General features: G+C 67.5%; 21 protein-coding genes, 1 tRNA gene and 1 other RNA gene. 14 read left to right on the forward strand and 9 right to left on the reverse strand.

Annotated features, from left to right (window positions below):
- Positions 1-7: 7 nt before the first annotated feature.
- The 4 genes from ACOZ4N_RS02435 to ACOZ4N_RS02450 all read right to left on the reverse strand — a co-directional run bounded on the left by ACOZ4N_RS02435 (position 8) and on the right by ACOZ4N_RS02450 (position 2,381).
- Positions 8-883: a formate/nitrite transporter family protein gene (locus tag ACOZ4N_RS02435; protein WP_424018334.1), complete on the reverse strand. Its 876-nt coding sequence runs from the start codon at positions 881-883 to the stop codon at positions 8-10.
- A gap of 94 nt (positions 884-977) precedes the next feature.
- The gene (locus ACOZ4N_RS02440; protein ID WP_424018336.1) at positions 978-1,340 is read right to left on the reverse strand and encodes a VOC family protein; all 363 of its coding nucleotides are present in this window, start codon (positions 1,338-1,340) and stop codon (positions 978-980) included.
- A gap of 236 nt (positions 1,341-1,576) precedes the next feature.
- Positions 1,577-1,888: signal recognition particle sRNA (ffs, locus tag ACOZ4N_RS02445), an RNA gene on the reverse strand.
- 97 nt (positions 1,889-1,985) lie between these two features.
- On the reverse strand, positions 1,986-2,381 hold the full coding sequence (locus ACOZ4N_RS02450) for a DUF7548 family protein (protein ID WP_424018337.1): 396 nt from the start codon (positions 2,379-2,381) through the stop codon (positions 1,986-1,988).
- A gap of 111 nt (positions 2,382-2,492) precedes the next feature.
- Here ACOZ4N_RS02450 and ACOZ4N_RS02455 point away from each other — a divergent pair, with 111 nt between their 5' ends.
- Positions 2,493-2,807 (forward strand): DUF5798 family protein, encoded by a 315-nt coding sequence (locus tag ACOZ4N_RS02455; RefSeq protein WP_424018338.1) that lies wholly within the window; start codon positions 2,493-2,495, stop codon positions 2,805-2,807.
- 17 nt (positions 2,808-2,824) lie between these two features.
- On the opposite strand, the gene ACOZ4N_RS02460 is transcribed toward ACOZ4N_RS02455, so the two are convergent.
- The 3 genes from ACOZ4N_RS02460 to ACOZ4N_RS02470 all read right to left on the reverse strand — a co-directional run bounded on the left by ACOZ4N_RS02460 (position 2,825) and on the right by ACOZ4N_RS02470 (position 4,916).
- A complete protein-coding gene (locus ACOZ4N_RS02460; protein WP_424018339.1) occupies positions 2,825-3,232 on the reverse strand; it encodes a CoA-binding protein in 408 nt (135 codons plus the stop codon).
- A gap of 58 nt (positions 3,233-3,290) precedes the next feature.
- Complete coding sequence (locus ACOZ4N_RS02465) at positions 3,291-3,926, reverse strand: RAD55 family ATPase (protein WP_424018340.1); 636 nt, start codon at positions 3,924-3,926, stop codon at positions 3,291-3,293.
- Between the two features lie 129 nt (positions 3,927-4,055).
- Entirely contained in the window at positions 4,056-4,916 is an 861-nt protein-coding gene (locus ACOZ4N_RS02470; protein ID WP_424018341.1) for a geranylgeranylglycerol-phosphate geranylgeranyltransferase, read from the reverse strand.
- Between the two features lie 139 nt (positions 4,917-5,055).
- Here ACOZ4N_RS02470 and ACOZ4N_RS02475 point away from each other — a divergent pair.
- Positions 5,056-5,130 (forward strand) — tRNA-Arg (locus tag ACOZ4N_RS02475).
- A 328-nt stretch (positions 5,131-5,458) separates the two neighbouring features.
- Here the strand turns inward: ACOZ4N_RS02475 and ACOZ4N_RS02480 are convergent.
- Complete coding sequence (locus ACOZ4N_RS02480) at positions 5,459-5,779, reverse strand: zf-TFIIB domain-containing protein (RefSeq protein ID WP_424018342.1); 321 nt, start codon at positions 5,777-5,779, stop codon at positions 5,459-5,461.
- Positions 5,780-5,906: 127 nt separating this feature from the next.
- Between ACOZ4N_RS02480 and ACOZ4N_RS02485 the strand changes: the two genes are divergently transcribed.
- Genes ACOZ4N_RS02485 through ACOZ4N_RS02520 form a run of 8 tightly spaced genes read left to right on the forward strand, consistent with a single transcriptional unit; the run spans position 5,907 to position 14,475 of the window.
- The gene (locus ACOZ4N_RS02485; protein ID WP_424018344.1) at positions 5,907-7,070 is read left to right on the forward strand and encodes an ABC transporter substrate-binding protein; all 1,164 of its coding nucleotides are present in this window, start codon (positions 5,907-5,909) and stop codon (positions 7,068-7,070) included.
- A gap of 2 nt (positions 7,071-7,072) precedes the next feature.
- Entirely contained in the window at positions 7,073-8,251 is a 1,179-nt protein-coding gene (locus ACOZ4N_RS02490; RefSeq protein WP_424018345.1) for an ABC transporter substrate-binding protein, read from the forward strand.
- Positions 8,251-9,441, forward strand: a complete 1,191-nt coding sequence (locus ACOZ4N_RS02495) for an ABC transporter substrate-binding protein (RefSeq protein WP_424018346.1) — start codon at positions 8,251-8,253, stop codon at positions 9,439-9,441. The genes ACOZ4N_RS02490 and ACOZ4N_RS02495 overlap by 1 nt, the downstream gene beginning before the upstream one ends.
- A 2-nt stretch (positions 9,442-9,443) precedes the next feature.
- The gene (locus ACOZ4N_RS02500; protein WP_424018347.1) at positions 9,444-9,944 is read left to right on the forward strand and encodes a DUF7552 domain-containing protein; all 501 of its coding nucleotides are present in this window, start codon (positions 9,444-9,446) and stop codon (positions 9,942-9,944) included.
- Positions 9,941-10,876: an FAD-dependent oxidoreductase gene (locus tag ACOZ4N_RS02505; protein WP_424018349.1), complete on the forward strand. Its 936-nt coding sequence runs from the start codon at positions 9,941-9,943 to the stop codon at positions 10,874-10,876. Before ACOZ4N_RS02500 ends, ACOZ4N_RS02505 begins: the two co-directional genes overlap by 4 nt.
- The gene (locus ACOZ4N_RS02510) at positions 10,873-12,822 is read left to right on the forward strand and encodes an ABC transporter ATP-binding protein (RefSeq protein WP_424018350.1); all 1,950 of its coding nucleotides are present in this window, start codon (positions 10,873-10,875) and stop codon (positions 12,820-12,822) included. The genes ACOZ4N_RS02505 and ACOZ4N_RS02510 overlap by 4 nt, the downstream gene beginning before the upstream one ends.
- Before the next feature lie 59 nt (positions 12,823-12,881).
- The gene (locus ACOZ4N_RS02515) at positions 12,882-14,072 is read left to right on the forward strand and encodes an ABC transporter substrate-binding protein (RefSeq protein ID WP_424018351.1); all 1,191 of its coding nucleotides are present in this window, start codon (positions 12,882-12,884) and stop codon (positions 14,070-14,072) included.
- Between the two features lie 22 nt (positions 14,073-14,094).
- Positions 14,095-14,475 (forward strand): metal-dependent transcriptional regulator, encoded by a 381-nt coding sequence (locus ACOZ4N_RS02520; protein WP_424019928.1) that lies wholly within the window; start codon positions 14,095-14,097, stop codon positions 14,473-14,475.
- Between the two features lie 90 nt (positions 14,476-14,565).
- Here ACOZ4N_RS02520 and ACOZ4N_RS02525 read toward each other — a convergent pair whose 3' ends face one another.
- A complete protein-coding gene (locus ACOZ4N_RS02525) occupies positions 14,566-15,615 on the reverse strand; it encodes a DUF4397 domain-containing protein (protein ID WP_424018352.1) in 1,050 nt (349 codons plus the stop codon).
- A gap of 616 nt (positions 15,616-16,231) precedes the next feature.
- On the opposite strand from ACOZ4N_RS02525, the gene ACOZ4N_RS02530 reads away from it, so the two are divergent.
- The 4 genes from ACOZ4N_RS02530 to ACOZ4N_RS02545 all read left to right on the forward strand — a co-directional run bounded on the left by ACOZ4N_RS02530 (position 16,232) and on the right by ACOZ4N_RS02545 (position 23,992).
- The gene (locus ACOZ4N_RS02530) at positions 16,232-16,636 is read left to right on the forward strand and encodes a DUF5518 domain-containing protein (protein ID WP_424018353.1); all 405 of its coding nucleotides are present in this window, start codon (positions 16,232-16,234) and stop codon (positions 16,634-16,636) included.
- A 109-nt stretch (positions 16,637-16,745) separates the two neighbouring features.
- Positions 16,746-17,756, forward strand: a complete 1,011-nt coding sequence (locus tag ACOZ4N_RS02535; RefSeq protein WP_424018354.1) for a sulfite exporter TauE/SafE family protein — start codon at positions 16,746-16,748, stop codon at positions 17,754-17,756.
- Positions 17,757-18,020: 264 nt separating this feature from the next.
- Positions 18,021-21,557 carry a hypothetical protein gene (locus ACOZ4N_RS02540; RefSeq protein ID WP_424018355.1) on the forward strand — a complete coding sequence of 1,179 codons (3,537 nt, stop codon included), beginning with the start codon at positions 18,021-18,023 and terminating at the stop codon, positions 21,555-21,557.
- Positions 21,557-23,992 carry an efflux RND transporter permease subunit gene (locus ACOZ4N_RS02545; RefSeq protein WP_424018356.1) on the forward strand — a complete coding sequence of 812 codons (2,436 nt, stop codon included), beginning with the start codon at positions 21,557-21,559 and terminating at the stop codon, positions 23,990-23,992. Before ACOZ4N_RS02540 ends, ACOZ4N_RS02545 begins: the two co-directional genes overlap by 1 nt.
- Positions 23,993-24,005: the final 13 nt, after the last annotated feature.

Consider the following 24,005-nt stretch of genomic DNA (forward strand, 5'->3'; position numbering starts at 1 on the left):
CGCTGACTCACTGATTCTCGTCGTAGTAACTGTATTCGCTCCCGGCGAAGTAAGCGACGTGGCCGTAGTTCAGCAGGGCCACGAACACCGCGCCGCCGACGACGTTTCCGGCGGTCGTCCAGAGGAGGAAGTGGCCGAAGTCGGCCAGCGTGACGGCCGGGCCGAGGACGACGGCGCTCAGCACTTCCGTCGTCCCGAGAAGGGCGTGGTGGAAGGGGGCGAACCCGATGCCGGCGGTGACGATGATGACGACGAGGACGCGACTGGTCGTGTCCTGACAGCCGGCGACGAGCCACGTCACCAGCCCCATGAGCCAGCCGGCGATGACGGCGCTGAGGAAGATCGCTGGTCCGGCCGGGTCGACCAGTTCGGTCGCGAGCGCGGTGAACGCCGCGCCACCGGCGATGTCGAGCGTCGGGCCGAGCATGGCGATCAGGACGACGAATCCGGCACAGCCGAGGAGGTTCGAGACGTAGACGGCCGCCCACAGCTCGCCGAGGTCGCGGAGCGAGGCCCGCCCGTCCAGCACCGGCAGGATGGCCATGGTCGTGTGGGCCGTAAACAGCTCCGTCTGGCCGAGAATGACGAACAGGAAGCCGATGGTCGAGACCGAGCCGAGGGTCAGCCGGGCGACGACCGGCGACGAGAATCCGTTCGACAGCGACAGCACCATCCCCATGAACAGCGCGCCGAAACTCACGTTCAGGCCCGCCGAGACGCCGGAGATGAACACCGCCGGCGTCGGCCGTCTGATCTCCCGGAGTGCGTTCCGAATCTCGCGCTGGAGGATGTCGTGGTAGGAGAGAGAGTCGTCGAGCCGTTCCCGTTCCGGTCGGTCCGACGTGACGCCGCTTCTCGAATCAGCCTCGTCGCTCCGAGCCATACTGGTACGCGGAACGAAGTTTCCAGTCGGAACCGGGAGCGCGAGCCGAAAAAGCGTGCTGGATTTCGGCCGGGCTGTCACCGTCGACGCCCGGCTATCGGTACTCGCTCACACAGAAGCCGTTGCCCTCGGGATCTTCCATCACGGTCCACGTCGCAGTGTGGGTCTCGTACTCCTCGGTTTTGGTCTCCCGGACCGAAGCACCGAGGTCCCGAAGTCGTTCCACGGTTCCCTCCCGATCCGAAGTCGACAGATCGAGGTGGATCGGCAGGTCCCGCTCGGTCCCTTTCGACAGTCGCTTGAACAGCAGATCCGGACCCGCTCCGGGCCGGTCGACGATTTCTGGATCGAGCGACCCCGGCAGTTCCCGGCGCTCGCCGTCCAGTGCGGCCGCCCAGAATTCGGCCAGTGTGTCCGGGTCGGAACAAGCGAAGGTAATAAATTCTAACTCTGTCATGCGTCATAAGAATTACTTGGCCGGGATATGTCACTGGTGACGACGGAAAGTACTGCCACGGTCGATAGGGCGGTCCCGGAAGTGCGGATCGCGGTCTTCACCAGCATCCGCGGCGCTTTGCGCCGCGGTTCACCGGACGCGAGGCGAAGCCGAGCGTCCGGGTAGTTTTTATACTAAATTTTTGCGAGTGAGGGTGCGCGGAGCGCACCCTCCGAAGTAAAAATTTAGGATGAATGGAATGGACCTCGGGTTTGCCCGGCGTTCGGGCGCGGGTAATCCCGCGTGCCTCCTCCACCCCGCGACCCTACGAGCGACGGGTGTCCGGTGATCCGCTGCTCGCTTCCGCGCCTGACGGGGTGTCTCCGATTAACCCCACCGGATCGCCCCTGCAGGCGAGCCCGTGGGGACCGCCGCCCCCGCAGGACGAGGCTTCTAAGTTGGCTTGCGGGGCCCGCGTCCGTCTGACCGGACGCCCCCGAGCTTCGGTCCCCGCTGAAGACCATATCGCGGGTTCTGAGCAGGGCCTAACTGCCCGACCTAGTCCACTCCCTCCTTATCCGGAGCCCCATAAGGGCCTTTCGGATGCGCTCCCGTCGTCCGGTTTCGACGGGGGCCGGGGGCTGTCCGAGTCACGGCACTGGCCGGTCACACCAGCCCCAGTGCGCGGGCGAACCACGCCGACCCGGCGGGGACGAGGACGCTCACGCCGGCGACGATCCAGCGGTGGGCGGTGTCGATGGCGATCACGTCGACGCGGGCGGTGAGCGCCCACACGAGCGCGATCACGGTGATCGCCGCGCCGAGCACGAGCGCCACGCCGGCAGCCATCGCCGGATCGGAGCGACCCTCGCGACCGGCGGCCAGCGCGATGAGCGTCACCATGGCGAACAGGGCAGCCAGCAGGGGATTGACCGCGCCGGAGCCGTAGTAGAGGCCGACGCCGCCGGCGTCCTCGACGAGGACGTACGGGGCACCCAGCGCCAGGAGGACGGCCAGACAGCCGACGATACCGACCAGCGGGGCGATCCGGAGGTCGTCCATACCCGCACCTGCTCACCGCCCGGACTTAACCGCGGCGTTGTGCCGTCGGCCGAGCCACCATCGCGGCGGCCAGCCGAAACGGCCACAAGTATGCGCGCAAAACGCTCCCGCATGGTCGGACTCGGTGACACGAAAAAGAAGATCGAGAAGATGATCTCGGCGGCGGAGGACCTCTACGAGAAGATGAACCAGTTGCGGGCACAGATCGACGACCTCCGGTCGAAAGTCGAGAAGACCAGCGAGCAGGTCGACGCGATGGAACACGACCTCGACGAGCAGCGCGTGCTGATCGAACGGATGGCCCGCGAGCAGGGGATCGACGTGGACGAAGTTCTCGCCGAGGCCGCCATCGAGGAGGCCGACGCCGAGAACAGTGCCGAAACCAGCGGTGCGGCGGGTGGGAGCGCGGCCGAACCCGAGGACTGACCGGCGACCCCGTCCGCTCAGACGAGCCGCTGGTGTTCGACTTTCAGACAGCGATCCTGTACCACCCTGCGCCCGGCGTCTTCGGCCCTGGCGGCCGCCTCGTCGTCCTCGATGCCCAGTTGCATCCAGACGACCTGCACGTCGTCGCGTTCGAGGACCGCGTCGACGATGCCGGCCACCTCCTCGCTGGGGCGGAACACGTCGACGATGTCGATCTCCGCCTCGACGTCGGCCAGTGAATCGACGGCCGTTCGGCCCAGAATCTCGTCCGCGTAGGGATTGACCGGGATGATCTCGTAGCCGTGGCGTTGCATGTACGCTGGGATGTCGTGGGCGGCTTTCCCGGCGGTCGACGAACAGCCGACGACGGCGATGGTTTCGAGGTCGAGTATCTCACGGAGTTCGTCGTCTGTCTCGACTGGCATGGGAAAATTGAGGCCGGGCGCGACCAAAAGACTGCTGGCGACGGGGGCCGACCCGGAGTCAGGGGCCGACGGTTTCGGTGTCGACGCCGGGTAACTGGAGGGTGACCGAGCGATCCTCGTCGGTGCGGACGACGCCGTCGAACAGCTGGATGAGCGTGTTCATCGTCTCCTCGTCGTGGGCGGTCGACTCGATGACGTGGATGCCGACGGCGTCGGCGTTCTCGATGCGGCTGGTGAACACGTGCATGAACCGGAAGACGGTCTGGAGGTTCGAGTACAGCAGGAGCGTCGACAGCGAGTCGACCATCACGCGGTTGCGCTTGCTGTTGCGGTTGCGGTAGAACTCCTCGACGAACTCGGAGAACTTGATCCCGATACCGGTCATGTCGACCGGCGAGGAGGCGTACTTGACGACGTCCGTATCCGAGGCCGACTGACCCTGGTGTTTGGTGACGCAGTCGACGACGCCGATGTGCGCCTCGTCGGGGTCCGTGAGCAAGGAGCGATAGTCCGTCAGCACGCGGTCGGAGTTGTCCCGCGTCGTGACGATGATCGACCCGTCCCCCTGTTCGGACCCGGTTTCGAGGGCACGCATCGCTAACTCGCGCTTGCCCGACAGCGGCGGCCCGGCGACGAGGATGTTGGTCCCGGGATCGACCGTCGCGTTTCCGAACTCCGTACCCAGATCGTACATGGAATGGCCTCGTTGAGAGCACTCGACCGCGAGCAACTGGACGCGGCCGGTCCTGGTATACTATACTGTGCTGCCGGCATACATATATGCTTTTGTGTACTGACCGCTGCTGACCGCCCGCGGACGCGGCTACGCCAGCGTCACTGCACGCCCGACCACGAAGGCGACCGCCGCCAGAAACATCCCGTACTTCAGGTGTGACTGGCCCGCTGTCGGGTCGCCGAACCCCTCGTAGCCCGCGTACAACATCACCAGATCCGCCGGCACGACCACCACGAGATACGCCTCACCGAACGTCCCGAGCAGATACGGCACCGGACTCGCCAGCGCCGCGACGACCAGCAGCCCCGCCGCGAGACCGAGCGCCCGTCGCTCCCCCACCGCAATCGGCAGTGTGTTCAGCCCCTCCTCGCGGTCGCCCGCCACGTCCTCCACGTCCTTGATGATCTCCCGAGCGAGCGTCGACAGCGCGGCCAGCAAAAAGAGGACCACGACCGAGGCCAGAACGGTGGTATCGACCGGCCAGACCGCCGCAGTCCCGAACAGGAACGTACTCCCGCCGAGATACGCCACCAGCGCGTTCCCGACACCGGGGAGCCCCTTGAACACTTCCGTGTACGTGATCAGCGCGAGCAGGTTGAACACGGCGATGCCGATGGCCAGGAGCGGTAACAGCGCCAGAACGAGTACGACCGCGATCACAAAGAGAGCGGCGCTGAAGACGAGCGCCCCCCGCGGCGACACCGCTCCACGGGGGATCGGGCGGTCCGGCGCGTTGATCCGGTCGATCTCCCGGTCGAAGTAGTCGTTGATGGCGTTGCCGGCGCCGGTGGCCAGCACCGTCGCGACGAGGGCCGCGAGGACCGGCACGGCCGGGAGCGAACTGCCGACGGCCACGAACGCGCCGATGAACGTCAGCACGCCTGCCGCGATGGCGTTGACCGGCCGCGTCAACTCTACCAGCCCGCGAACGCGCTCCACCGTTCCCATGTGCTGTCCTCCCGACGACCGACTGATAAACCACCCGATACGCCTCGCCAGTGGTCCGCTCCGGGACCGTGCCTCTACGTCCCATCGACCGACGCCAACCGAGTGGTTTAACACGGCAGGTTGATTACCGAGCGACCGAGGGCGCTTAGCTCAGTCTGGACAGAGTACTTGGCTTCGGACCAAGCTGTCGCGGGTTCAAATCCTGCAGCGCCCACTTGGTGGCGTGAACAATCCGTGAGCGCCAGCAACGTGTCCGCGAAGGATTTGAATCAGGGTGTGTAGCGAGCGAAGCGAGCGGAACGACCGTGGTTCAAATCCTGCAGTGCTCCCTCGTTACGGGTCCCGCTCGACCGATAGCGCCACATCGGCTGGGGCTCGAAAGTGTTGACACCCCTCATACGTCGAACGGATATCTGGCTGTCACTGGGAGCGACGGAGGGTCGGACAGATCCCAACGGCGGCACTGGACTGCCAGTTGTACTGTCGTCCCGGCCCTCTCGGATGCTGGAGAGGGAACCGCCGTATTGTCGCGGAGATCGGGCTCAGAAGTCCTCTTCTTCCTCGAATCCTGTGTCCATCTCGCCTTCGTCCTCGAACTCACCGTCTTCGGCGTCCCCGCCGAGTGCGCCCGCGATGGTGCCGAGGATGCCGCCCTCGTCTTCAGCTTCCTCCTCGCCCTCGATATCGACGTCGACGTCGCGGTGGTGGCTGTGGCTCTCGTGGCCGGTGAGCTGTTCGAGTTCGCCGGGGTCGAGCCAGACGCCCCCACAGTTCGGGCAGTAATCTATCGTGACGCCGTGTTCCGTACGTTGATCGAGCGTTGTCCCACACGCCAGACAGTTCAACGAGTTGCTCGCTGTCATCGATCATACATGTTCGTAGAACGTGGAAAAAACTTCGGCCACTGGCGTGGGGCATGGATATCTACCTTCGATTTAGGCTTCCCTAAATTTCGAAAGCGGTTTATGTATTTAGGCGAGCCTAAACCGTATGGATCGATCACGACGTGACGTGACGCGCAGGACGTACGTGAAGACAGGCGCTGCTGCCATCGCTGGTGGGGGGCTGGCCGGTTGTAGTAGTCTGGTCGGCAGGGACGGCGGGACGACACCCGACGGTTCCGGGGACCCGTACACGGTGGAGATGGCACCCATGGGGACCGTCGAGTTCGAGGGGGTCCCGGAGACGTGGATGGCCTACTTCAGCACGTACGGGGATATGGGAATCGCGCTCGGCCAGCTCGACCGGCTCTCCGGCCTCGTCTTCACGGAGAACTGGCCGATTCAGCTGTACGACACACTCCCCGGGGTCGACGTGTCCTTCGATGGCGTCCAGCAACTGATGGGCGAGAGCGGTATCGACAAGGAGGTGTTCTACGAGATGGGGTGTGACGTACACCTGTTCGATCCCAACCACCTCCAGCGGCTGGCGGACGGGCTCTCGGCGTCGGACTTCGACGAAATCCACCAGCGAGTGGGTCCCATCGTGGGCAACTCCATCCGTCGGCGCGGGCAGGACTGGCACGATTACCGCTACTACTCGCTGTACGAGGCGTTCGAGAAGATCGCCGACGTGTTCCAGGAGCGTGACCGGTACGAGGCGCTCGCGTCGGTCCACGACTCGTTCATCGAGGAGGTACGATCGCGCCTGCCGCAGGAAGGGGAACGACCGGAGATCGGACTCCTGTCGATCAATTCCGACTTCGAGAACGGCTCGTTCTACGCCTATCCCATCGGTGAGGGCAACGGGAAAAAACAGTATCAGGATCTGGGCGTTCAGGACGCCTTCGGCCCCCACATCGACGGTGGCTACGCGCAGTGGGACTACGAGCAGATCCTCGAAGTCGATCCGGACGTGCTCGTCTTCTCGTACGGGCTCTCTCACGCCTCGAAGACCGAGTTCGAGGAGCGGACCGCGAAGATGCGAGCGGACCCGGTCGGTCAGCGGCTCTCGGCGGTCGAGAACGACCGGCTCTACCGCGGTGGCACGTCCTATCAGGGCCCGATCATCAACCTGCTCCAGACCGAGATCGCGGCCAAGCAGTTCTATCCCGACGAGTTCGGGGAGTGGCGCGGGGTCGACGCGCTCTCGAACGCGGACGCACAGCTGTTCGACCACCAGCGGGTTGCGGACGCGATCACGGGGGACCTCTGAGTATGACCGACGACACGATTCGATGGACGACGCCGACACGCAGGGACGCACTGAGATACGGCACTGCACTCGCCGCCAGCGGTGGGCTCGCGGGCTGTTCGAGTATCCTCGGCGGGGGAAGCGACGATACGGAATCCGGGTCGGGATCGTACACGGTGTCGATGTCGCCGATGGGCGAGGTCACCTTCGAGGAGCCGCCGGAGACGGTCTTCACGCGCCTGACCCACCACGCCGACATGGCGTTCGCGCTCGGTCGCGGTGACTCGATCACCGCGATGCACGCGCCGGACTACTACGACGGCCTCTGGAACCAGTTCGTCGAGCGGTTGCCCGGCGTCACGCTGGACTGGACCGGGTTGTACTCCTCGTGGAAACCGAGCAAGGAGAAACTCTACGAACTGGACAGCGACGTGCATCTCGCCGATCCGGCCTGGATCGCCGAACAGGACGCCTGGAGCCGCGAGGACTTCGAGGAGGTCGCCACCAACATCTCCCCGTGGTTCGGCAACTCCCTGAGTGACCGCCACACCGAACCGGCTCCCGGCTGGCAGGAGGGCTACGAGTACTACACCCTCTGGGAGCAGTTCGAGATCGTCGCCGACGCGTTCAGAGAACGGAAGCGGTACGAGAAACTGGCCGCGGTCCACGACGACCTCGTGTCGACCATCGAGTCGGACCTCCCGCCGGAGTCCGAGCGGCCCTCTGCGGTGATGCTCGCCTCGGCCGATCTGGACGAGATTTACGCGTACACGGTGAACAACCCGGGATTCCTGACTGCCCACACGCGGCCGTTCGGGGTTTCGGACGCCTTCGACGGCGAGATCGAGACGAACACCGTCGTCGACTTCGAGACGCTGCTTTCGGCCGACCCCGACGTGATCTTCTTCCTCGGCGGCTTCGAGCCGGGGACGAGTCTGCCCAAACGGAAGGAAGCGTTCCGTTCGGACCCCGTCGCCTCGGAAATCACCGCGGTCCAGAACGGTCGGATGTATCCCCAGGGCGCTCGCTACCAGGGGCCGATCATGCACCTGTTCCAGCTGGAGATGACTGCCAAGCAACTCTATCCGGACACCTTCGGCGAGTGGCCCACCTACGAGGAGGGGCCGTATCCGGAGATTCCGGCCGAGGAACGGTTGTTCGACCGCGAACAGGTCGCGGCCGCGATCCGGGGCGATGTCTGATGGCCGGGGACGATACGGAGCCGACTCCGGCAGTGACGCGCCGGACCGCACTCGAATCCGGGGCGGCGCTCGCGGCCGGCGGTGCGCTCGCGGGCTGTTCGGACCTCGTCGGCAGCGACAGCGCGGGATCGACCCGGACTGACGGGACCTACTCGGTGACGATGTCGCCGACGGGGACCGTCGAGTTCGACGCGGTGCCCGACTCGGTGTTCACCGTCTTCCCGCAGTACGCGGACATGGCCGTCGCACTCGGACACGGGGACGCGCTCGACTCGGTGTACGTCCCGGAGATGTCCGGGACGACGATGAACCACTACTATCACCACCTCGACGGCGTCTCGCTGGACTGGTCGCGGCTGGCCGACCCGCTGCGCGACGGGCTCTCGAAGGAGTCGGTGATCGCTCACGGGAGCGACGTACACCTCGCCGATCCGGTGTGGGCGGCCAACCAGGACGGCTGGGACGAGAACGACGTCGAGGAGGTGAGCGAGCAGGTCGGGCCGTGGGTCGGCAACTTCTACAGCGGGACCCACGCCGACCCGCCGAGTGGTGGCAGCGACTACGAGTACTACGGGCTCTGGGACCTGTTCGGGACGGTCGCCAGCGTGTTCCGGGAACGGGACCGGTACGAGGCGCTCGCGTCGGTCCGGTCGGAGATGCTCGCCGAGATCGAGTCGAACCTGCCGCCGGAGGACGAACGGCCCACGGCCGTCCGGGTCACCTACAGCGGCGACGCCTTCTGGACGTACCATCTCAACAAGCCGGGCTACTGGCTGGCCGACACGCGCCCGCTGGGCGCTCGCGACGCCTTCGCCGAACGGGACTGGGGTCAGCTTTGGGGCGAGGTCGGCTGGGAGGCGATGGCCGAGGCCGATCCGGACGTGATACTCCACCTCTGGGGCCTGACGCCGAACTACGACATGGCCGAGGTCCGGTCGCAACTCCAGTCACACTCCATCGGGCAGGAACTCGGCGCGGTCAGCAACGGGCGAGTCTATCCCCAGGGAATGCGCTACCAGGGCCCGATCATGAACCTCTTCCAGACCGAGATGACCGCAAAACAACTCTACCCCGACCGCTTCGGCGAGTGGCCCGCGTACGCCGACGGCGATCCGTATCCGGAGATTCCGTCCGAGGAGCAGTTGTTCGACCGCGAACGGGTCGCGGCCGCGATCCGGGGCGAGGTGTAGCCGTGTCGGACACCCACACTGCGAGCGACGGGAACGGGACCACCCGTCTCGAGACGATCAGGACGGCCCGGGCCCGGATCGAGGACCGCCGAACGGAGGACGGCGAGTTCGTCGTCGCCTGCCGCGACTCCGGCGTTCGGCCCGAACCGGTGACCGACGCGCGGTTCGCGTCGTACGCCGACGCCGAGCGAGCGTGTTCGGCGGCCCGCCGGTACCGGACCGCGATGCGGGAACTGGACCCCGAGTTGACCCAGCACGACCTCGTTGTCTCGACGGTCGAGGAGGGCGCGGTCGACCTCGCCGCGGTCCGGGAAGCCACCGACCGGCGACGGGCGAACGGCCTGCCCCACTCCCGACAGACCGTGACGCTCGCCGGCAGCGGCAACGACGAGTGGCTGCGCGTCGAGAACGGGCCGGTCGTCCACTTCACGGGGCCGGACTCCCTGCTCGACGACGAGTTCGTCACGCGGCAACTGGACTCCAAACTGGGTGAGGACGCGTGACCGACGAGACGGACCGGCGGACTGCGGAAACCGTGATCGTCGGGGGTGGGCCAGCTGGCGCGTCGGCGGCCGTGTTCTGTGCCCGGGCCGGCCTCGACACGCTGGTGTTCGACCGCGGTCGCTCCTCGCTCAAGCGCTGTGCCCACCTGGAGAACTACCTGGGGTTCCCGGGCGGGATCGACGTGGCGACGTTCTACGAACTGGCCCGGGCCCAGATGCGCGAGTTCGGGGCCGAGCTGGTTTCGGACCTCGTCGAATCGGTCACCCGGACCGACACCGGATTCCGCGTCGAGACCCAGCAGGGTCGCGTCGTCGAGACCGACCGGCTCGTCGCGGCGGCGAAGTACGACGCCGACTACCTCCGGCCGCTGGGGACGCAGGACGCGATGTTCACGACGCACGAGCACGACGGCGAGAGCGAGGCGTACTTCGACCGCGAGTATCCCGACGACGACGGCCGGACACCAATCGAAGGGCTGTACGTCGCCGGTCCGCTGGCCGGCGTGGCCGATCAGGCCATCGTCGCCGCCGGGCACGGTGCGACGGTCGCGCGCACCCTGATCGCCGATGCGCGACGCGACGACGGCTACTGGGACGCGGTCGCCGACCGCGTCGACTGGGTGCGCCGTGCGGCCGAACTCGACGACGAGTGGACCGACCGCGAGCGCTGGCGCGAGTGGTTCGACGGTCAGGTGCTCGACGACCTGAGTCGCGAGGCCGAGACGGTCGACCGCGTTCGGGAGGCGGTCATCGACGAGAAGCTGGCGGCCTACATCGACGACGCGGAGATCGAGCGGCGCGCCGAGCGCGGCCACCGCCGACTGGCCGCGACCCTCGACGACGACGCCATCGTCGACGGACTCGACGACCCGACGGTCGTCCTCGACTCGCTCGACGACGACACCATCCGCTCGTATCTCGACGAGCCATGAGCGGTCCCGAGGCCGACGAGTCGCTCCTCGAACCGCACCGCGAGCGGGTCGAGAAGCCCCTCCGGCGACTGTTCGGCCGGTACGGACGCGACCACTCCCGGTGGCTCTGGCTCGGGCTGGTCGCGAGCGTCGTCACGCACGCCGCGACGCTGGTGACGCCGGTCGTGCTGGGGACGACCATCGACGCCGTGTTCACCGGGCAGGGCGAGTACGCCCTCCCGCTGGTGCCGGGGTCGTGGTTGCCGACGGCCCCGGCCGCACAGTTCTGGCTCTCGGCCACCTTGGTGGGGGCGGCGCTGTTCGCGTCCGCGCTGTTCTCGTGGATTCGCGGGATGGCGATGAACTTCTTCGCTCACGGCGTCATGTACGACGTGCGGACGGACGCCTACGAGAAGATGCAACGCCTCGGGATGGCCTTCTTCGACGACAAGGAGACCGGGGAGATCATGTCGATCCTCAACAACGACACCTCGAACCTCGAGATCTTCCTCGACAACGCCCTGAGCGAGAGCGTCCGGATCGGTGTCCTCGTCGTCGGTATCACGACGCTGCTGGCCTACACCAACTGGCAACTCGCACTCCTCACGCTCGGCGTCGTCCCGATGCTGGTGGCGTTCACGTGGTGGTTCATGCGCGCCATCGAACCCCGGTACGCGGCCCACCGGACCGAAGTGGGGAATCTCAACACGCGGCTGGAGAACAGCCTCGGGGGGATCGAACTCGTCAAGACCGCCACCACCGAGGACTACGAGACCGGGCGGGTCAGGGACGTGTCCCGGGACCTGTTCGTCGCGGAGATGGCGGCGATGAAGCTGAGTTACTTCTACCGGCCGGGGATGAAATTTCTGACCGGCGTCGCGTTGCTGGCGACGTTCGTCCTCGGCGGGATCTGGGTGTTCTCCGGCCCGCCCCTGGTGTTCTCGGGACGGCTCACCGTCGGGAACTTCGTCGTGTTCGTGCTGCTGACTCAGCAACTCACCGGTCCGCTCGCCCAGCTGTCGAACATCGTCGACTGGTACGAGAACGCCCGGGCGTCCGGCAAGCGGATCTGTGGCCTGCTCGACGTGCCGGTCGACATCGACGACACGCCCGACGCGGTGGCGCTGGAGGCGGTCGACGGGCGGATCGAGTACGACGGCGTCCACTTCTCGTACGGCAGTGATACGCAACCCGCGTCGGAGCGGTCGGGCGGGCAGGGACGCCAGCCCGACGCGGAACACGTCCTCGACGGCATCGACTTCGTGGCCGAACCCGGCGAGACCGTCGCCCTGGTCGGCCCGACCGGCTCGGGCAAGTCGACGACGGCCAAACTCCTCGCGCGCCTGTACGACGCCGACGAGGGGGCGATCCGCCTCGACGGCCACGACGTTCGGGACGTGACGACCGAGAGCCTCCGCGCCTCGATCGGGTTCGTCAGCCAGGACACCTACCTCTTCGACGGAACCATCGCCGAGAACGTCCGGTACGGCCGGTTCGACGCCAGCGACGAGCAGGTTCGGGACGCGGCACGCGCCGCCGAGGCCCACGAGTTCGTCGCCGCGCTCCCGAACGGCTACGACACCGAGGTCGGCGAACGCGGCGTGAAACTCTCCGGCGGCCAGAAACAGCGCATCGCCATCGCACGGACGATCCTGCAGGACCCGGACGTGATCGTCCTCGACGAGGCGACCGCGAGCGTCGACACGAAGACGGAACTGGCGATCCAGCGCTCCCTGGCGGAGATTACGGCCGACCGAACCACGCTGGCCATCGCCCACCGGCTCTCGACGATCAAGGACGCCGACCGCATCCTCGTCCTCGAGGACGGCCGGATCGTCGAACGCGGGACCCACGAGGAACTGCTCGACCGCGACGGCCTCTACGCCGACCTCTGGGCCGTCCAGGCCGGCGAGATCGATCCCCGAACCGAGTCGCCGACCGAGTTCGGACCGAACCACCGGAGCTGACTTTTTAGGCCGACCTAAAATCCGAAACCTACTTGTGTGTTTTAGGCGAGCCTAAAAACATGCCACGGACGGACGGTCGACAACGGGTGAATCGGAGACGGGTTCTCGCGTCGGCGAGCGCCGCTCTCGGCGGTGCGGTCGCCGGGTGTAGCGATCTGATGGGGGCCGGCGGGGGCGGCACACCGACGGAATCGAAGGGGAGCTACGAGGCGTGTATCGTCCCGTCGGGGTGTGTCTCCTTCGAGGAGGTCCCGGAGACGTGGATGGTGTACAACGGTGGGTGGGCTGACATGGCGTTCGCGCTCGGCCAGCGTGACGGGTTCCTCACCGCGGGGAACATGATTCCGGGCTTTTTCTTCGAGCCGTTCGGCCTCGACGTGCCGCCTCAGGACGAACTCACCGCCTTCGCCAACTGGGACGCCGGCGGCTGGGACAAGGAGGTGTTCTACGAACTCGATCCCGACGTGATCCTGATGGACCCGAACTACCTCCACGGGACCGGCTGGGACGACGACTGGGACGAGGACGACACCGAGGAGATCGCGGAGAACGTCGCGCCCCTGTTCGGGAACAACTGCCGCCGTCGGCGCAAGTTCCACGACTACAAGCTCTACTCGCTGTACGGTGCCTTCGAGAAACTGGCCACGCTGTTTCAGGAACGGGAGCGATACGAGGCGTTCGCCACCCTCCACGACGAGGTCCAGTCCGAGATCCAGTCGCGGTTGCCACCGGAGAGCGAGCGTCCCGAGGTCGGACTCGTCAACGGCGGCTCCGAACCGGCCAAGGGAAAGTTCTACCCCCTGCACACCCAGGGCGAGGGCTACGAGATGAAACCCTATCGGGACCTCGACGTGGCGAGTGCGTTCCCCGCGGAGATGGAGGAACAGGGAACCACGGACTACGAGGGACTGCTCGACGTGGACCCCGAGATCATCCTCGTCCACTGGGGGATCGGGACCACCGGCGACACGAGCAGTTTCTCCGCGTCGGCGTTCCGCGAGCAGTACGTCGATCCGATGGCGACCGATTCCGTCGGCAGCGAACTCACCGCCGTTCAGGAGCGGAACGTCTACCCGGGTCCCTACGGTGAGCAGGGGCCCATCGTGAACCTCCTCCAGACGGAGATGCTGGCACAGCAGCTCTATCCCGACGAGTTCGGCGAGTTCGACCCCGAGCGGTTCCCCGAGGTGCCCGCAGAAAACCAGCTGTTCGACCGCCAGCGCGTTCGCGACATCGTCGACGGGGTGTGAACCCGTGCCCGACACCGCGACCATGGTCGACCAGTACCTGCTCGCGCTGTACGTCGAGCAACAGCGCCGCTCGCCGCCGATCCCGCCGGGCCAGCTCGCGGATCGCCTCGACAAGTCACCGGCGGCGACGACCGAGATGTGCCAGCGGCTCGACTCGAAGGGGCTGATCACCTACGAACCGTACGACGGTGCGACGCTCACGGCCGAGGGCCGGTCGCGGGCCGCCGACCTGCACGAGCGGTACGTCACGCTCTCGTGGTTCTTCCGGGACGTACTCGACCTCGACGATCACGAGACTGGGGCGATGCGGCTGGCCGGGTCGGTGAGCCCCGACATCGCGGCACGGCTCGCCTTCCTGCTCCTGTCCGACGACGGGCCGACACCCGCGGAATCGTCCCCGTAGCCGCCGCTGCTCGGTATCGATCCGAAAAAGAGGGTCGGCCGTCACAGGATCGAGGTCGACCCGGCGTCGGCGCTCAAGCCGGTGCGCTCGTCACTCCTCGGGCGTGACCGTCTCGGTTTCTTCGTCGCTTTCGTCGGTCTCGTCACCGGTCTCTTCCCCGTCGGCTTCGTCCTCGGCCTCCCCATCGGTGGCGTCTGCAGCGTCCTCGTCAGCTGCGTCTTCCTCGTCGGTATCTTCGTCGTCAGTGACCGCTTCGGTCACGTCGGTCTCGTTGATATCGAGCGGTTCTCCGTCGGTCTCGTTCTCGGCGTCTTCCTCGTCGGTGTCGTCCGCCTCGGCGTCTTCCTCGTCGGTGGCAGCCGCTTCGTCACCGTTTGGCTGGGGAACGATATCGGGCGAGAGTTCTTCCGGACCGGTGGGGTCGGTCTGCTGGAGGACCTGGAGGGTCTCGTTTTCGTCTTCCGCGCCGATGGCGAGCAAGGACGTGGCCTCGCCGCCACTGAGATCAGCATCGACGGTCGCGATGACGTCACCCTCCGCGCCATCTGCGCGGATATCGAGGGTGTACTCTCCCTCGGGGATCGTCTTGTACTGCGTGGATTCGCCGAACGGGACCTGCTCGAACACCACGCCGCCGGTGGCGTTGAGCGTCACCGTGACGTCGGGGGCACCGCGGACGAGGTGGCCCAGTCGGACGGCCGCGAACTCGCTTTGCACCTCGGTCGCGTTGTCGAGCAGGGCGACGGGCTCGGTCTCACCGTCCCCGCCCTCGAACTGGCCGGTGGCCGCGATGGTGTAGTTGCCCCGCTCTTCGGTCTCGACCCGCGTATCGAGGACGACGCCACCGGGTTCCTCGGCCGCAACAAGCACGATGCTGTGGTTCCCTGGCTCGACCTCCTGATAGTCGATCACCTCGCCGGGATCGACTTCCTGGAGGACGCGCTCACCGTCGATGTACACGTCCACGGCGGGACCGTCGGCTACCCCGTGTACGAGACGGATCTGAGAGCCCGGTTCCTCCTCGTCGTCTTCGTCGTCCTCCTGTGCGAGCGTGGGGCCGACGACTGCCAGCCCCCCGACGGCGACTAAGAGCAGCGTAATCGCCACCACCTGCGTACTGCGCTTTCTTACTGAAACCATGCACCACCAGTCCACCACAGGCCAACCCTTGGTTATGTGGAAAGTAGCAGACGGGACGACTGTTGCACGCTCACGTAAGTGCAGATAGCCGGAACTGTCACGAGCGAGAGAGACGGGCGTTCCGGCCCCGAACAGACGGTCTGCTGTCCCCGGAACTGAACGTCCTCGACCGGCCAAACGACGGTCGAATCCCCTCAGTGGCGGGTTCTGAACCGATCCGCACGAACCACGTAGCCACGACTGTGGCGGCTCTCGATTCCCGGGTGGTTACGATTTTATCCGGCTTTCTATCGGCACACCGACTGAATTTGCGCCGGGGTGGACTCGTGCTCGACTCGTCGGGACTGACTGTCGCCCGGAGCGAAACGTCGGTCCAGTTGCAGCGCGGGTAAGCCGATTCCCAATCGTTTCGCCGGCTGTCGGGACTCGGATTACGCCGGCGCGACGACGCCCTCCAACGCTCGGTCAGTGATCGAGGTGACGTTCGCTCTCCGAACCGAGCCGACCGACACGGAGCTATCGGGCCGAAAGCGCCACGCAGAGCCACGCAAGACGGAGGAAAAGACCGAACTTGTCACATACGGTTACGGTCTCAGCCGTCGTAGTTCTAGACGTTATGGCAACACTCGACACGCGCGCAGTACTCTCCGGATTCGTCGTCACCCTCGCCATCGGGATTCTCGGTGGGCTGACCCTCCCGCTGACGGGCATCACGCTCCCAAGCGTGGGCTGGGCGGCCACCGGCCTCCTCGGTGGGTTCGTCGCGGGCTACATCGCCGGCGACGGGGTCGGGAACGGGGCAGTCAACGGCATCGTCGGGACCACGCTCGGCGCGCTGATCGTCGGCGGTATTCTGGCGGTTCTGGGAACGGTGCTGTTCGGCCTCGTCGGCCTCGCGACCGTTCTCGTGTGGGCGCTGTTCCTCGGTTTCCACGCGATTCCCGGTGCCATCGGCGGCGGCCTCGGCGGCATGGTCAAGCGACGCGAACCCGAACCCGCCGGCCGCCCGGCCGGCCGCTGAATCCTCGATCCGACTCACGACCCTCTTTTCCCACTAGTTCACGGCCGCCAGCGACAGCCAGTACGCGCTAGATTACAATCTCGGTGTCCGACTTCCACCGACGGGAGCGATGTCAGAGGGACGGATCACGGACATCGAGGCCGTCGAGCCGGCGTACCGGGAGCCCGAGATCGACGCCGTGGCGCGCGAGCTCGACGACCGACCGCTCGCGGATCGAGCCCGGATCGGTACCCGAACCCGACGCCGACTCGGCTGGCTCGCGCTCGTGTTCACCGTCGGACTCCTCGCCAGCGTCTGGGCCGCCGGTGTGCGACCGGCCGATCCCACCGCCGTCAGCCGCCTGTTCGTCCCGTCGGTGATCGTCGCCGGTGTCGTCTTCGAGACGCTGGACTCGGCCTCGGGCATGGGGTTCGGGACGGCGCTCTCGCCGCTCCTGTTCTCGCTGGGGTACGCCCCGCTGGAAGTCGTCCCCGCGCTGTTCGTCACCGAGAGTATGACCGGCTTACTCGCCGGTGCGATGCATCACGAGTTCGAGAACGCCGAGTTCTCGATCCGGCCGCCCCTGACCGACGCGACCCGCGCGGTGATCGTGCTGGCCGCTGGCGGTATCACGGGAACGGTCATCTCGGTCCTGATCGCGTACCTCGCGCTTGGCCTTCCGGCGGCGTTGATCGAGGGGTACGTCGCCGTCCTCGTGATCGGCATGGGCCTCGTCGGCATCGCCCGCCAGTCCCTCCCCCGCTCGACCGTCTACCGCCCACGCCGGTTGGCGGGGTTCGCCCTGCTCGCGGGCGTCAACAAGGGCATCTCTGGGGCCGGCTTCGGACCCGTCGTGACCCTCGGGCAGATCTTCGCCGGCGTCTACGAGAAGACCGCGACGGCGATCACCTCTCTCGCGGAGGGGCTGGTCTCGCTCGTCGGGACGGTCGTGTACCTGACGCTGTTCGCCGCCGGATTCGCAGTCGACTACCGGTTGCTCCCCTCGCTGCTCGTCGGATCGGTCGTCGCCGCCGTCGTCGCGCCGTACCTCGTCAGGGTCGTGCCCGGCAATGTGCTGGGCTATCTCATCCCCGCGTACGCCTTCGGGATCGGACTGGTCGTGCTCTCACAACTCGTGTGACGGTCCGCCGTGGGTCGTAGACTGGTTCAAAAATCGTTCCTTGCGAATACGCTCCCGTTAACCGGCGCGTACAGACCGCGTACTAACGGGTCTCTGGCACCAGAGTCGGCGAAAGATGCGACTGGCCACCGACGACTGGGAAACCTGCCCCGCCCCGAGCGGCAGTGGGTACCGGCACGGTCGACTGGTGCCCACGGATCGACGCTTTCGGCGTGCGGATCGCGCCCCGTCGACCGATCGGGTTCGGGCCGCGGCCATCAGCCAATGAAACGCCGCGCCATCCTGCTGGCGGTCACCGTGACCGCCCTCGGCGCGGGCCTCTCGCTGGCCGATCCCGGGACCGGCGACACTGGACCGGGCACCGACGAGTGTGACTCGACCGACACGGTGACGGCCACTCCGCCTCCGGTGACTCCCTCCCCCACTACACCGAGCGACGACTGTGAGGACGACGACGAAAGAACTCCCACCGGTAGCCCGGAACGGACCGGGTTCCCCGACGACGATGACGGCGGAGAGTCGCCGCCGGACGGAGCGGACGGCGGTAGCGAGAGACCCCCGGACGAATCCGACGGAGGCGGCGACACACCGTCGGATGGACCCGACGGAGACACGCCGGGCGACGATGGGACTCCCGCCGACGGGGACGATAACGGCGAATCGACGACGGGGGACGGGCCGCCACCGTCCGAAGAATCGCCGACCGACGGTGGGGCCGGAGAGGCACCGTTCGACGGAGAGCCCGACGAGCCCACCCCGTCGGAGTCAGGACCGACGCCGACGCCTGGCGACGGAACCGGAACGCCGGCCCCCGGCGGCGGAACTGCCCCCACACCGGAACAGACCGAACCGGTCACGGGAGAGCCCGACCTCGACGCGTTCGCACCGAACCGGACCGTTCAGCCGGGCGTCGACCGACGGCTGGCGGTCAGCGTCGTCAACTCGGGAACCGTCGACGACGGCGGCACGGGGACCGACCCCGAAGCGGAGCGGGCAGTCACCACCGCCCGAAACGTCCGAGTGGCGCTCACCGAGGGCGACGCGCCCGTGACCGTCGAGTCCGGAACGGTCCCGCTGGGAGACCTCCAGAGCGGGTCGGTCTCGCGCGCGGACTTCCGACTCGCCGTCGACGACGACGCCGACCCGGGGACCTACGACCTCGACGCCGAGATCCAGTACGCGTTCACCGGGGAGATCGACGCGAACGACAGCGAGCGAGACACCGAGACCGTCACGGTCCCGGTCGAACTCGTCGTCACCGAGCAGGGCCGCTTCGAGGTGGAATCCGTCGACAGCGACCTCCAGGTCGGCGAGCAGGGGACGGTCGAACTCGACCTGGAGAACACGGGATCGGCGGACCTCACGGAGGCCTCGGTACTGGTCCGCTCACGGACCGGTGCGCTCCTGGTCGACGGGAGCGCCGGCCGTCAGGGAACCGGCGAGAACGGTGGCGCCGCGGGTGCCGGGGCGACCCGCTTTATCGGCGACTGGGAGGCTGGCGACACGGAGTCGGTCACGTTCTCGGCGACGCCGACCGATCGCTCGGCGACCCAGGCGTACGCGCTGGAGGCCGTCGTCCGCTACGTCGATCCCGACGGCGACCGGCGGCGGTCGCGCGACCTCACATTCGGCGTCACGCCCGACGAACGACAGGAGTTCACGCTGTCGGAGCTCGACGCCGACCTCGAAGTCGACGCCGACGGCACGATCAGCGGCCAGATTACCAACGAGGGACCGGCCCCGGCCACCGACGCGGCGATCCGGCTGGTCACCGGGTCCGACGTGGCCGTCGATCCAATCGGCGAGACCGACGCGACCGTCGTCGCCCGCCGCGAGTCGGTGGTGCTGGGCGACCTCGACGCCGGCGAGGACGAAGACTTCGAACTCCCGGTCAGGGTGCCCGACGGCGCCGAACCCGGCGACGTGCAGGTTCAGTTCGTCGTCGACTACCTGAACGGTGAGGGCGATCCCCGCGAGAGCCCCGTCCTCCGGGGTGCGGCCGAGGTCGACGAGGAAGAACCGAACTTCGACCTCGAAGCCGTCGAGAGCGACGTACAGGTGGGCGAGGAGGGGACGGTCACGGTGACGCTGTCGAACGAGGTCGGCGAGGACCTCACGGACGCGCGGGTGTCGCTCACCGCCCGGAGCGACGCCCTCCTCGTCGGCGGCGGGACCAACGCCTCCCGCTTCGTCGGCGCGTGGGCGGACGGCGACAACGAGTCCGTCACCGTCGACGTGACCGCGGCCAACGATTCCGCGGTCGCCGCGTACCCGCTCACGGTCCGGGTCGCGTACACGGTCGACGGTGACGACGGGCGATCCGACCCGATCCGGACGAGCGTCGAACCCGACGCCGAGCAGGCCTTCGCGGTCCGGAACGTCACCGCGACGCTCCGCGTCGGCGAGGGCGGCACGGTGCAGGGCCGCGTGGAGAACACCGGCTCGCGGAACGTCTCCAACGCCGCGCTGGTCGTGGCGACGGGCGACGAGGCCATCACCGCCGACCGGCCGTCGGTACCCCTCGGCGACCTCACTGTCGACGAGAGTGCGGCGTTCACCTACCCGTTCGAGGTGGCCGAAGACGCCGAACCCGGGCCTCGCCAGCTCCGCGTCGCCGTCGAGTACGAGACCGACGCCGGCGACCGCCGGCGGAGCGACCGGGACACGGTCACGGTGGCCGTCAGTGCCGAACGCGACGGGTTCGCGGTCGTCGACACCACCGTCGAGACACAGGTCGGGGACACTGGCACGCTCGCGCTCACCGTCACGAACCGGCGCAACGAGTCCGTGACCGACGCCCGGGTCGCGCTCCGGTCGAACAGCGCCGAACTCACCGTCGGCGGTGCGGACAACTCCACGCGGTTCGTCGGCGGGTGGGACCCCGGTGAGAACCGGACCGTCGAGTACGAGGTGCGGGCCGCAAACGACAGCGCCGTCCAGGCCTACGCCGTCCGGGCGCTGGTGGCCTACCGGGACGCCGAAGGCGACGACCGCGAGAGCCGGCCGATCCGGTTCGGTGTCGTCCCGCTTCCCGAACAGACCTTCGCGATCACGAACGTCACGAGTACCCTCCGGGTCGCCGAGGAGGGCGTCGTCGAAGGTCGCGTCCGCAACGAGGGGCCGAGGAACGTCACCGCCGCAGTCCTGCGGTTGCGCACCGATACCGAGACCACGAACCCACGAGAGACCGCGTTCGCCCTCGGCGACCTCCTGGCCGGTGGGTCGAGTCCGTTCTCCGTCCCGGTCGAGATCACCGAGGACGCCGCGGCCACGCCACGGTTACTCAGCTTCCGCGTGGCCTACGCCGACCGGGACGGCGACCGGACGGCGAGCGGCGAACTCACGGCCCGCGTCCGGGTCCGTCCCGAGCGCGACCGCTTCGCCGTCCGTGGCGTGGACGCGGCGGTCGCCCGCGGCGAGACCGGCACCGTGACACTCGTCGTCCGGAACACGCGGAACCAGACGCTCCGGGACGTGAACGCGAAGGTGTTCGTCGACGATCCGCTCCAGAGCGACGACGACGAGGCGTTCGTCCCCGTCCTCGACCCCGACGAGACCGTCCGACTCGACTTCGACCTGCGCGCCGCCGGTGACGCGAGTGCGAGAACCGTCCCGCTCCGCGTCGACTTCGAGTACGAACTGCCCGACGGCGACACCGAATTGTCCGAGACCTACCAGGTCGGCGTGAACGTCACCGAACCCGAGGAGGAGGGCCTGATCGGGCGGCTCTGGCCGCTGGGCGTCGTCACCCTGCTCGCCCTGACGGGTGGCCTGGTCGGCCGGCAGGTCCGGACCGAGTGATGAACGCCACCGAGAGCGTCGCGGACTGGATCGTCGAGCGGCCGAAGACGGTCGTTATCGTCTTTCTGCTGGTGACCGCGCTCTTGGCCGTCGGTCTCGGCCGGGTCTCCACGACCGCCGGGACGGAACAGTTCACGGAGGGCACGCCGGCACAGGAGGCCTTCGAGGACGTGCAACGGGAGTTCGGGACGCCGTTCGGGCCGTCGAGTGGGACGACCCAGTTGATCCAGACCGACCGGAACATCCTCTCGAAGGCCGAACTGCGCGCCACGTTGCGGGCGCTCGACGCGCTGGCCGACCGTCCCGACCTCCGGGTCGAGTCGACCCAGAGTGCGGCCGGGCTGATCGCCACGGAACTCGACCCGGACGCCGAGTCCCTCGCCGAGAAGCGCCGCGCGCTCGACCGCGCCAGCGAAGCCGAGATCGACGCCGCGGTCGCCGATCTCTCGGATCGCCCGTCGTTCACCGACCTCCTGAGCGACGACTTCAACCCGACGACCGCGACCGCGAGCGCGACGGTCGCGGTCGTCACCCACCGCATCCCGGCGGAACTCGACGAGGGCGGCGGCGGTGGCGGCGAGCCCGGCCCGCTCACACCGATCCAGCTCCGGGCGCGAGGGATCGTCGGCGCGCTCGATGCCGACATCCGGGTGTTCGGACAGGGAATCGTCACTGCGGAGTTCGCCAACGTGATCGCGGACTCGCTGCTCGTCGTCGTGCCGGCCGCCGCGGCGTTGATCCTCGCCTTCCTGATCGTCTCCTACCGCGATCCCGTCGATCTCGTGCTGGGGACGCTCTCGCTCGCGCTCACGCTGGTCTGGACCGTCGGGTTTCTCGGCCTCGCTGGCATCCCGTTCACGCAATTCCTGATCGCGGTGCCGCCGCTGTTGCTGGCGGTCGGCATCGACTTCGGCATCCACACGATCAACCGCTACCGCGAGGAACGGGTCACCGGCGCGACCGTCGCGGCGGCGATCCGGCGCGCGCTCGACCAGTTGCTCGTGGCCTTCGCCATCGTCACCGGGACGACCGTCATCGGCTTCGCCGCCAACCTGACCAGCGCACTCCAGCCGATCCGACAGTTCGGAATCGTCGCCGCCGTCGGCATCGCCATCACCTTCCTCGTGTTCGGCCTCTTTCTGCCGGCGGCGAAGGTCGCCAGCGACCGGTTCCGCGCGGCCCGCGACCTCCCGACGTTCGGCCAGCAACCGCTCGGTCGGGAGGGGTCCCGACTGGCCAGCGTCCTCTCGGGCGGCGTCGCGGTTGCACGGCGCGCCCCGCTCGCGTTCCTGTTCGTCGTCCTCCTGATTTCGGCCGGTTCGGCCGCTTACGCGACCGGTATCGACACTGCGTTCTCCGAGGAGGACTTCCTGCCGCCCGAGGAGACGCCCGGCTACCTCGAAGACCTGCCCGAACCGTTCGCGCCGAGTCGATATACCGTCACTCGCGATATCCAGTTCCTCGAAGACAACTTCGAGGCCGTCCAGGGGGAGTCGGTGACCATCTTCGTCCAGGGGCCGTTAACGCGGGACACGACGCTGGAATCCTTCCAGAAAGCCTGGCGAAACCCACCGGATTCGTTCGTCGCCCGCGGCCGGGACGCCGAGACCACTAGCATCGTGACCGTGATCCGTGACTACGCCGACGAGTCCGACCGGTTCCGGGCACTGGTCGAGCGCAACGACGTGGACGACGACGGTGTGCCCGACGACAATCTCCGGCAGGTCTACGACGCCCTGCTCGCCTCGCCACAGCGCGACCGGGCGCGCCAGTACCTCACCGAGAACCGCCGGGCGGCGAAGGTCGAGTACACGACCGAAGCCACGGCGTCACAGGACGCGGTCACCGCCGACGCCCGCGCGGTGGCCGACCGCTATCGGTTCGAGGCGACCGCGACCGGGCAGGTCGTCGTCTTCCAGTCCATCGCCGCGCTGATCCTCGAATCGGCGCTTGTGAGCCTCGTCACGGCGCTTCTGCTGGTCGCCGTCTTTCTGGTCGCCGTCTACGCAGTGCTGGAGGGCGCGCCGGCGCTCGGCCTCGTCAACCTCGTCCCTATCGCGGTGTCGGTGGCGCTGATCGCCGGCACGATGCGCCTGCTCGGCCTCTCGTTCAACGCCTTCACCGCGACGATCCTCTCGATCACTATCGGCCTCGGTATCGACTACTCGGCCCACGTCGTCCACCGGTTCGCCGACGAGTACGACGGACAGACCGACGACGGTGACCCCTTCCCGGCGCTCCGGCGGACCGTCGCGGGAACCGGCGGCGCACTCACCGGCAGTATGCTCACCACCGCGGCCGGCATCGGCGTCCTCGTGTTCGCGCTCACGCCCGTCCTCGGCCAGTTCGGTCTGTTGACCGCGCTCAGCATCGTCTACTCCTACGCCGTCGCCCTCGTCGTCACGCCGTCGGCCATCGCCGTCTGGGCGCGATAGACGACGTAATCGG

This window comes from Halorientalis pallida (assembly GCF_049605515.1).
In the GTDB taxonomy this organism is placed as follows: domain Archaea; phylum Halobacteriota; class Halobacteria; order Halobacteriales; family Haloarculaceae; genus Halorientalis; species Halorientalis pallida_A.

Excerpts from the sequence above, each read along its gene's own strand:
- ACOZ4N_RS02465 (WP_424018340.1), bottom strand. The coding sequence starts at position 3,926 with ATGTACGATCTGGGTACGGAGTTCGGAAACGCGACGGTCGATCCCGGG.
- ACOZ4N_RS02525 (WP_424018352.1), bottom strand. The coding sequence starts at position 15,615 with ATGGTTTCAGTAAGAAAGCGCAGTACGCAGGTGGTGGCGATTACGCTG.
- ACOZ4N_RS02520 (WP_424019928.1), top strand. The coding sequence starts at position 14,095 with ATGGTCGACCAGTACCTGCTCGCGCTGTACGTCGAGCAACAGCGCCGC.
- ACOZ4N_RS02545 (WP_424018356.1), top strand. The coding sequence starts at position 21,557 with ATGAACGCCACCGAGAGCGTCGCGGACTGGATCGTCGAGCGGCCGAAG.
- ACOZ4N_RS02435 (WP_424018334.1), bottom strand. The coding sequence starts at position 883 with ATGGCTCGGAGCGACGAGGCTGATTCGAGAAGCGGCGTCACGTCGGAC.
- ACOZ4N_RS02485 (WP_424018344.1), top strand. The coding sequence starts at position 5,907 with ATGGATCGATCACGACGTGACGTGACGCGCAGGACGTACGTGAAGACA.
- ACOZ4N_RS02535 (WP_424018354.1), top strand. The coding sequence starts at position 16,746 with ATGTCAGAGGGACGGATCACGGACATCGAGGCCGTCGAGCCGGCGTAC.
- ACOZ4N_RS02455 (WP_424018338.1), top strand. The coding sequence starts at position 2,493 with ATGGTCGGACTCGGTGACACGAAAAAGAAGATCGAGAAGATGATCTCG.
- ACOZ4N_RS02515 (WP_424018351.1), top strand. The coding sequence starts at position 12,882 with ATGCCACGGACGGACGGTCGACAACGGGTGAATCGGAGACGGGTTCTC.
- ACOZ4N_RS02540 (WP_424018355.1), top strand. The coding sequence starts at position 18,021 with ATGAAACGCCGCGCCATCCTGCTGGCGGTCACCGTGACCGCCCTCGGC.
- ACOZ4N_RS02490 (WP_424018345.1), top strand. The coding sequence starts at position 7,073 with ATGACCGACGACACGATTCGATGGACGACGCCGACACGCAGGGACGCA.
- ACOZ4N_RS02460 (WP_424018339.1), bottom strand. The coding sequence starts at position 3,232 with ATGCCAGTCGAGACAGACGACGAACTCCGTGAGATACTCGACCTCGAA.
- ACOZ4N_RS02440 (WP_424018336.1), bottom strand. The coding sequence starts at position 1,340 with ATGACAGAGTTAGAATTTATTACCTTCGCTTGTTCCGACCCGGACACA.
- ACOZ4N_RS02480 (WP_424018342.1), bottom strand. The coding sequence starts at position 5,779 with ATGACAGCGAGCAACTCGTTGAACTGTCTGGCGTGTGGGACAACGCTC.
- ACOZ4N_RS02510 (WP_424018350.1), top strand. The coding sequence starts at position 10,873 with ATGAGCGGTCCCGAGGCCGACGAGTCGCTCCTCGAACCGCACCGCGAG.
- ACOZ4N_RS02470 (WP_424018341.1), bottom strand. The coding sequence starts at position 4,916 with ATGGGAACGGTGGAGCGCGTTCGCGGGCTGGTAGAGTTGACGCGGCCG.
- ACOZ4N_RS02495 (WP_424018346.1), top strand. The coding sequence starts at position 8,251 with ATGGCCGGGGACGATACGGAGCCGACTCCGGCAGTGACGCGCCGGACC.
- ACOZ4N_RS02450 (WP_424018337.1), bottom strand. The coding sequence starts at position 2,381 with ATGGACGACCTCCGGATCGCCCCGCTGGTCGGTATCGTCGGCTGTCTG.
- ACOZ4N_RS02530 (WP_424018353.1), top strand. The coding sequence starts at position 16,232 with ATGGCAACACTCGACACGCGCGCAGTACTCTCCGGATTCGTCGTCACC.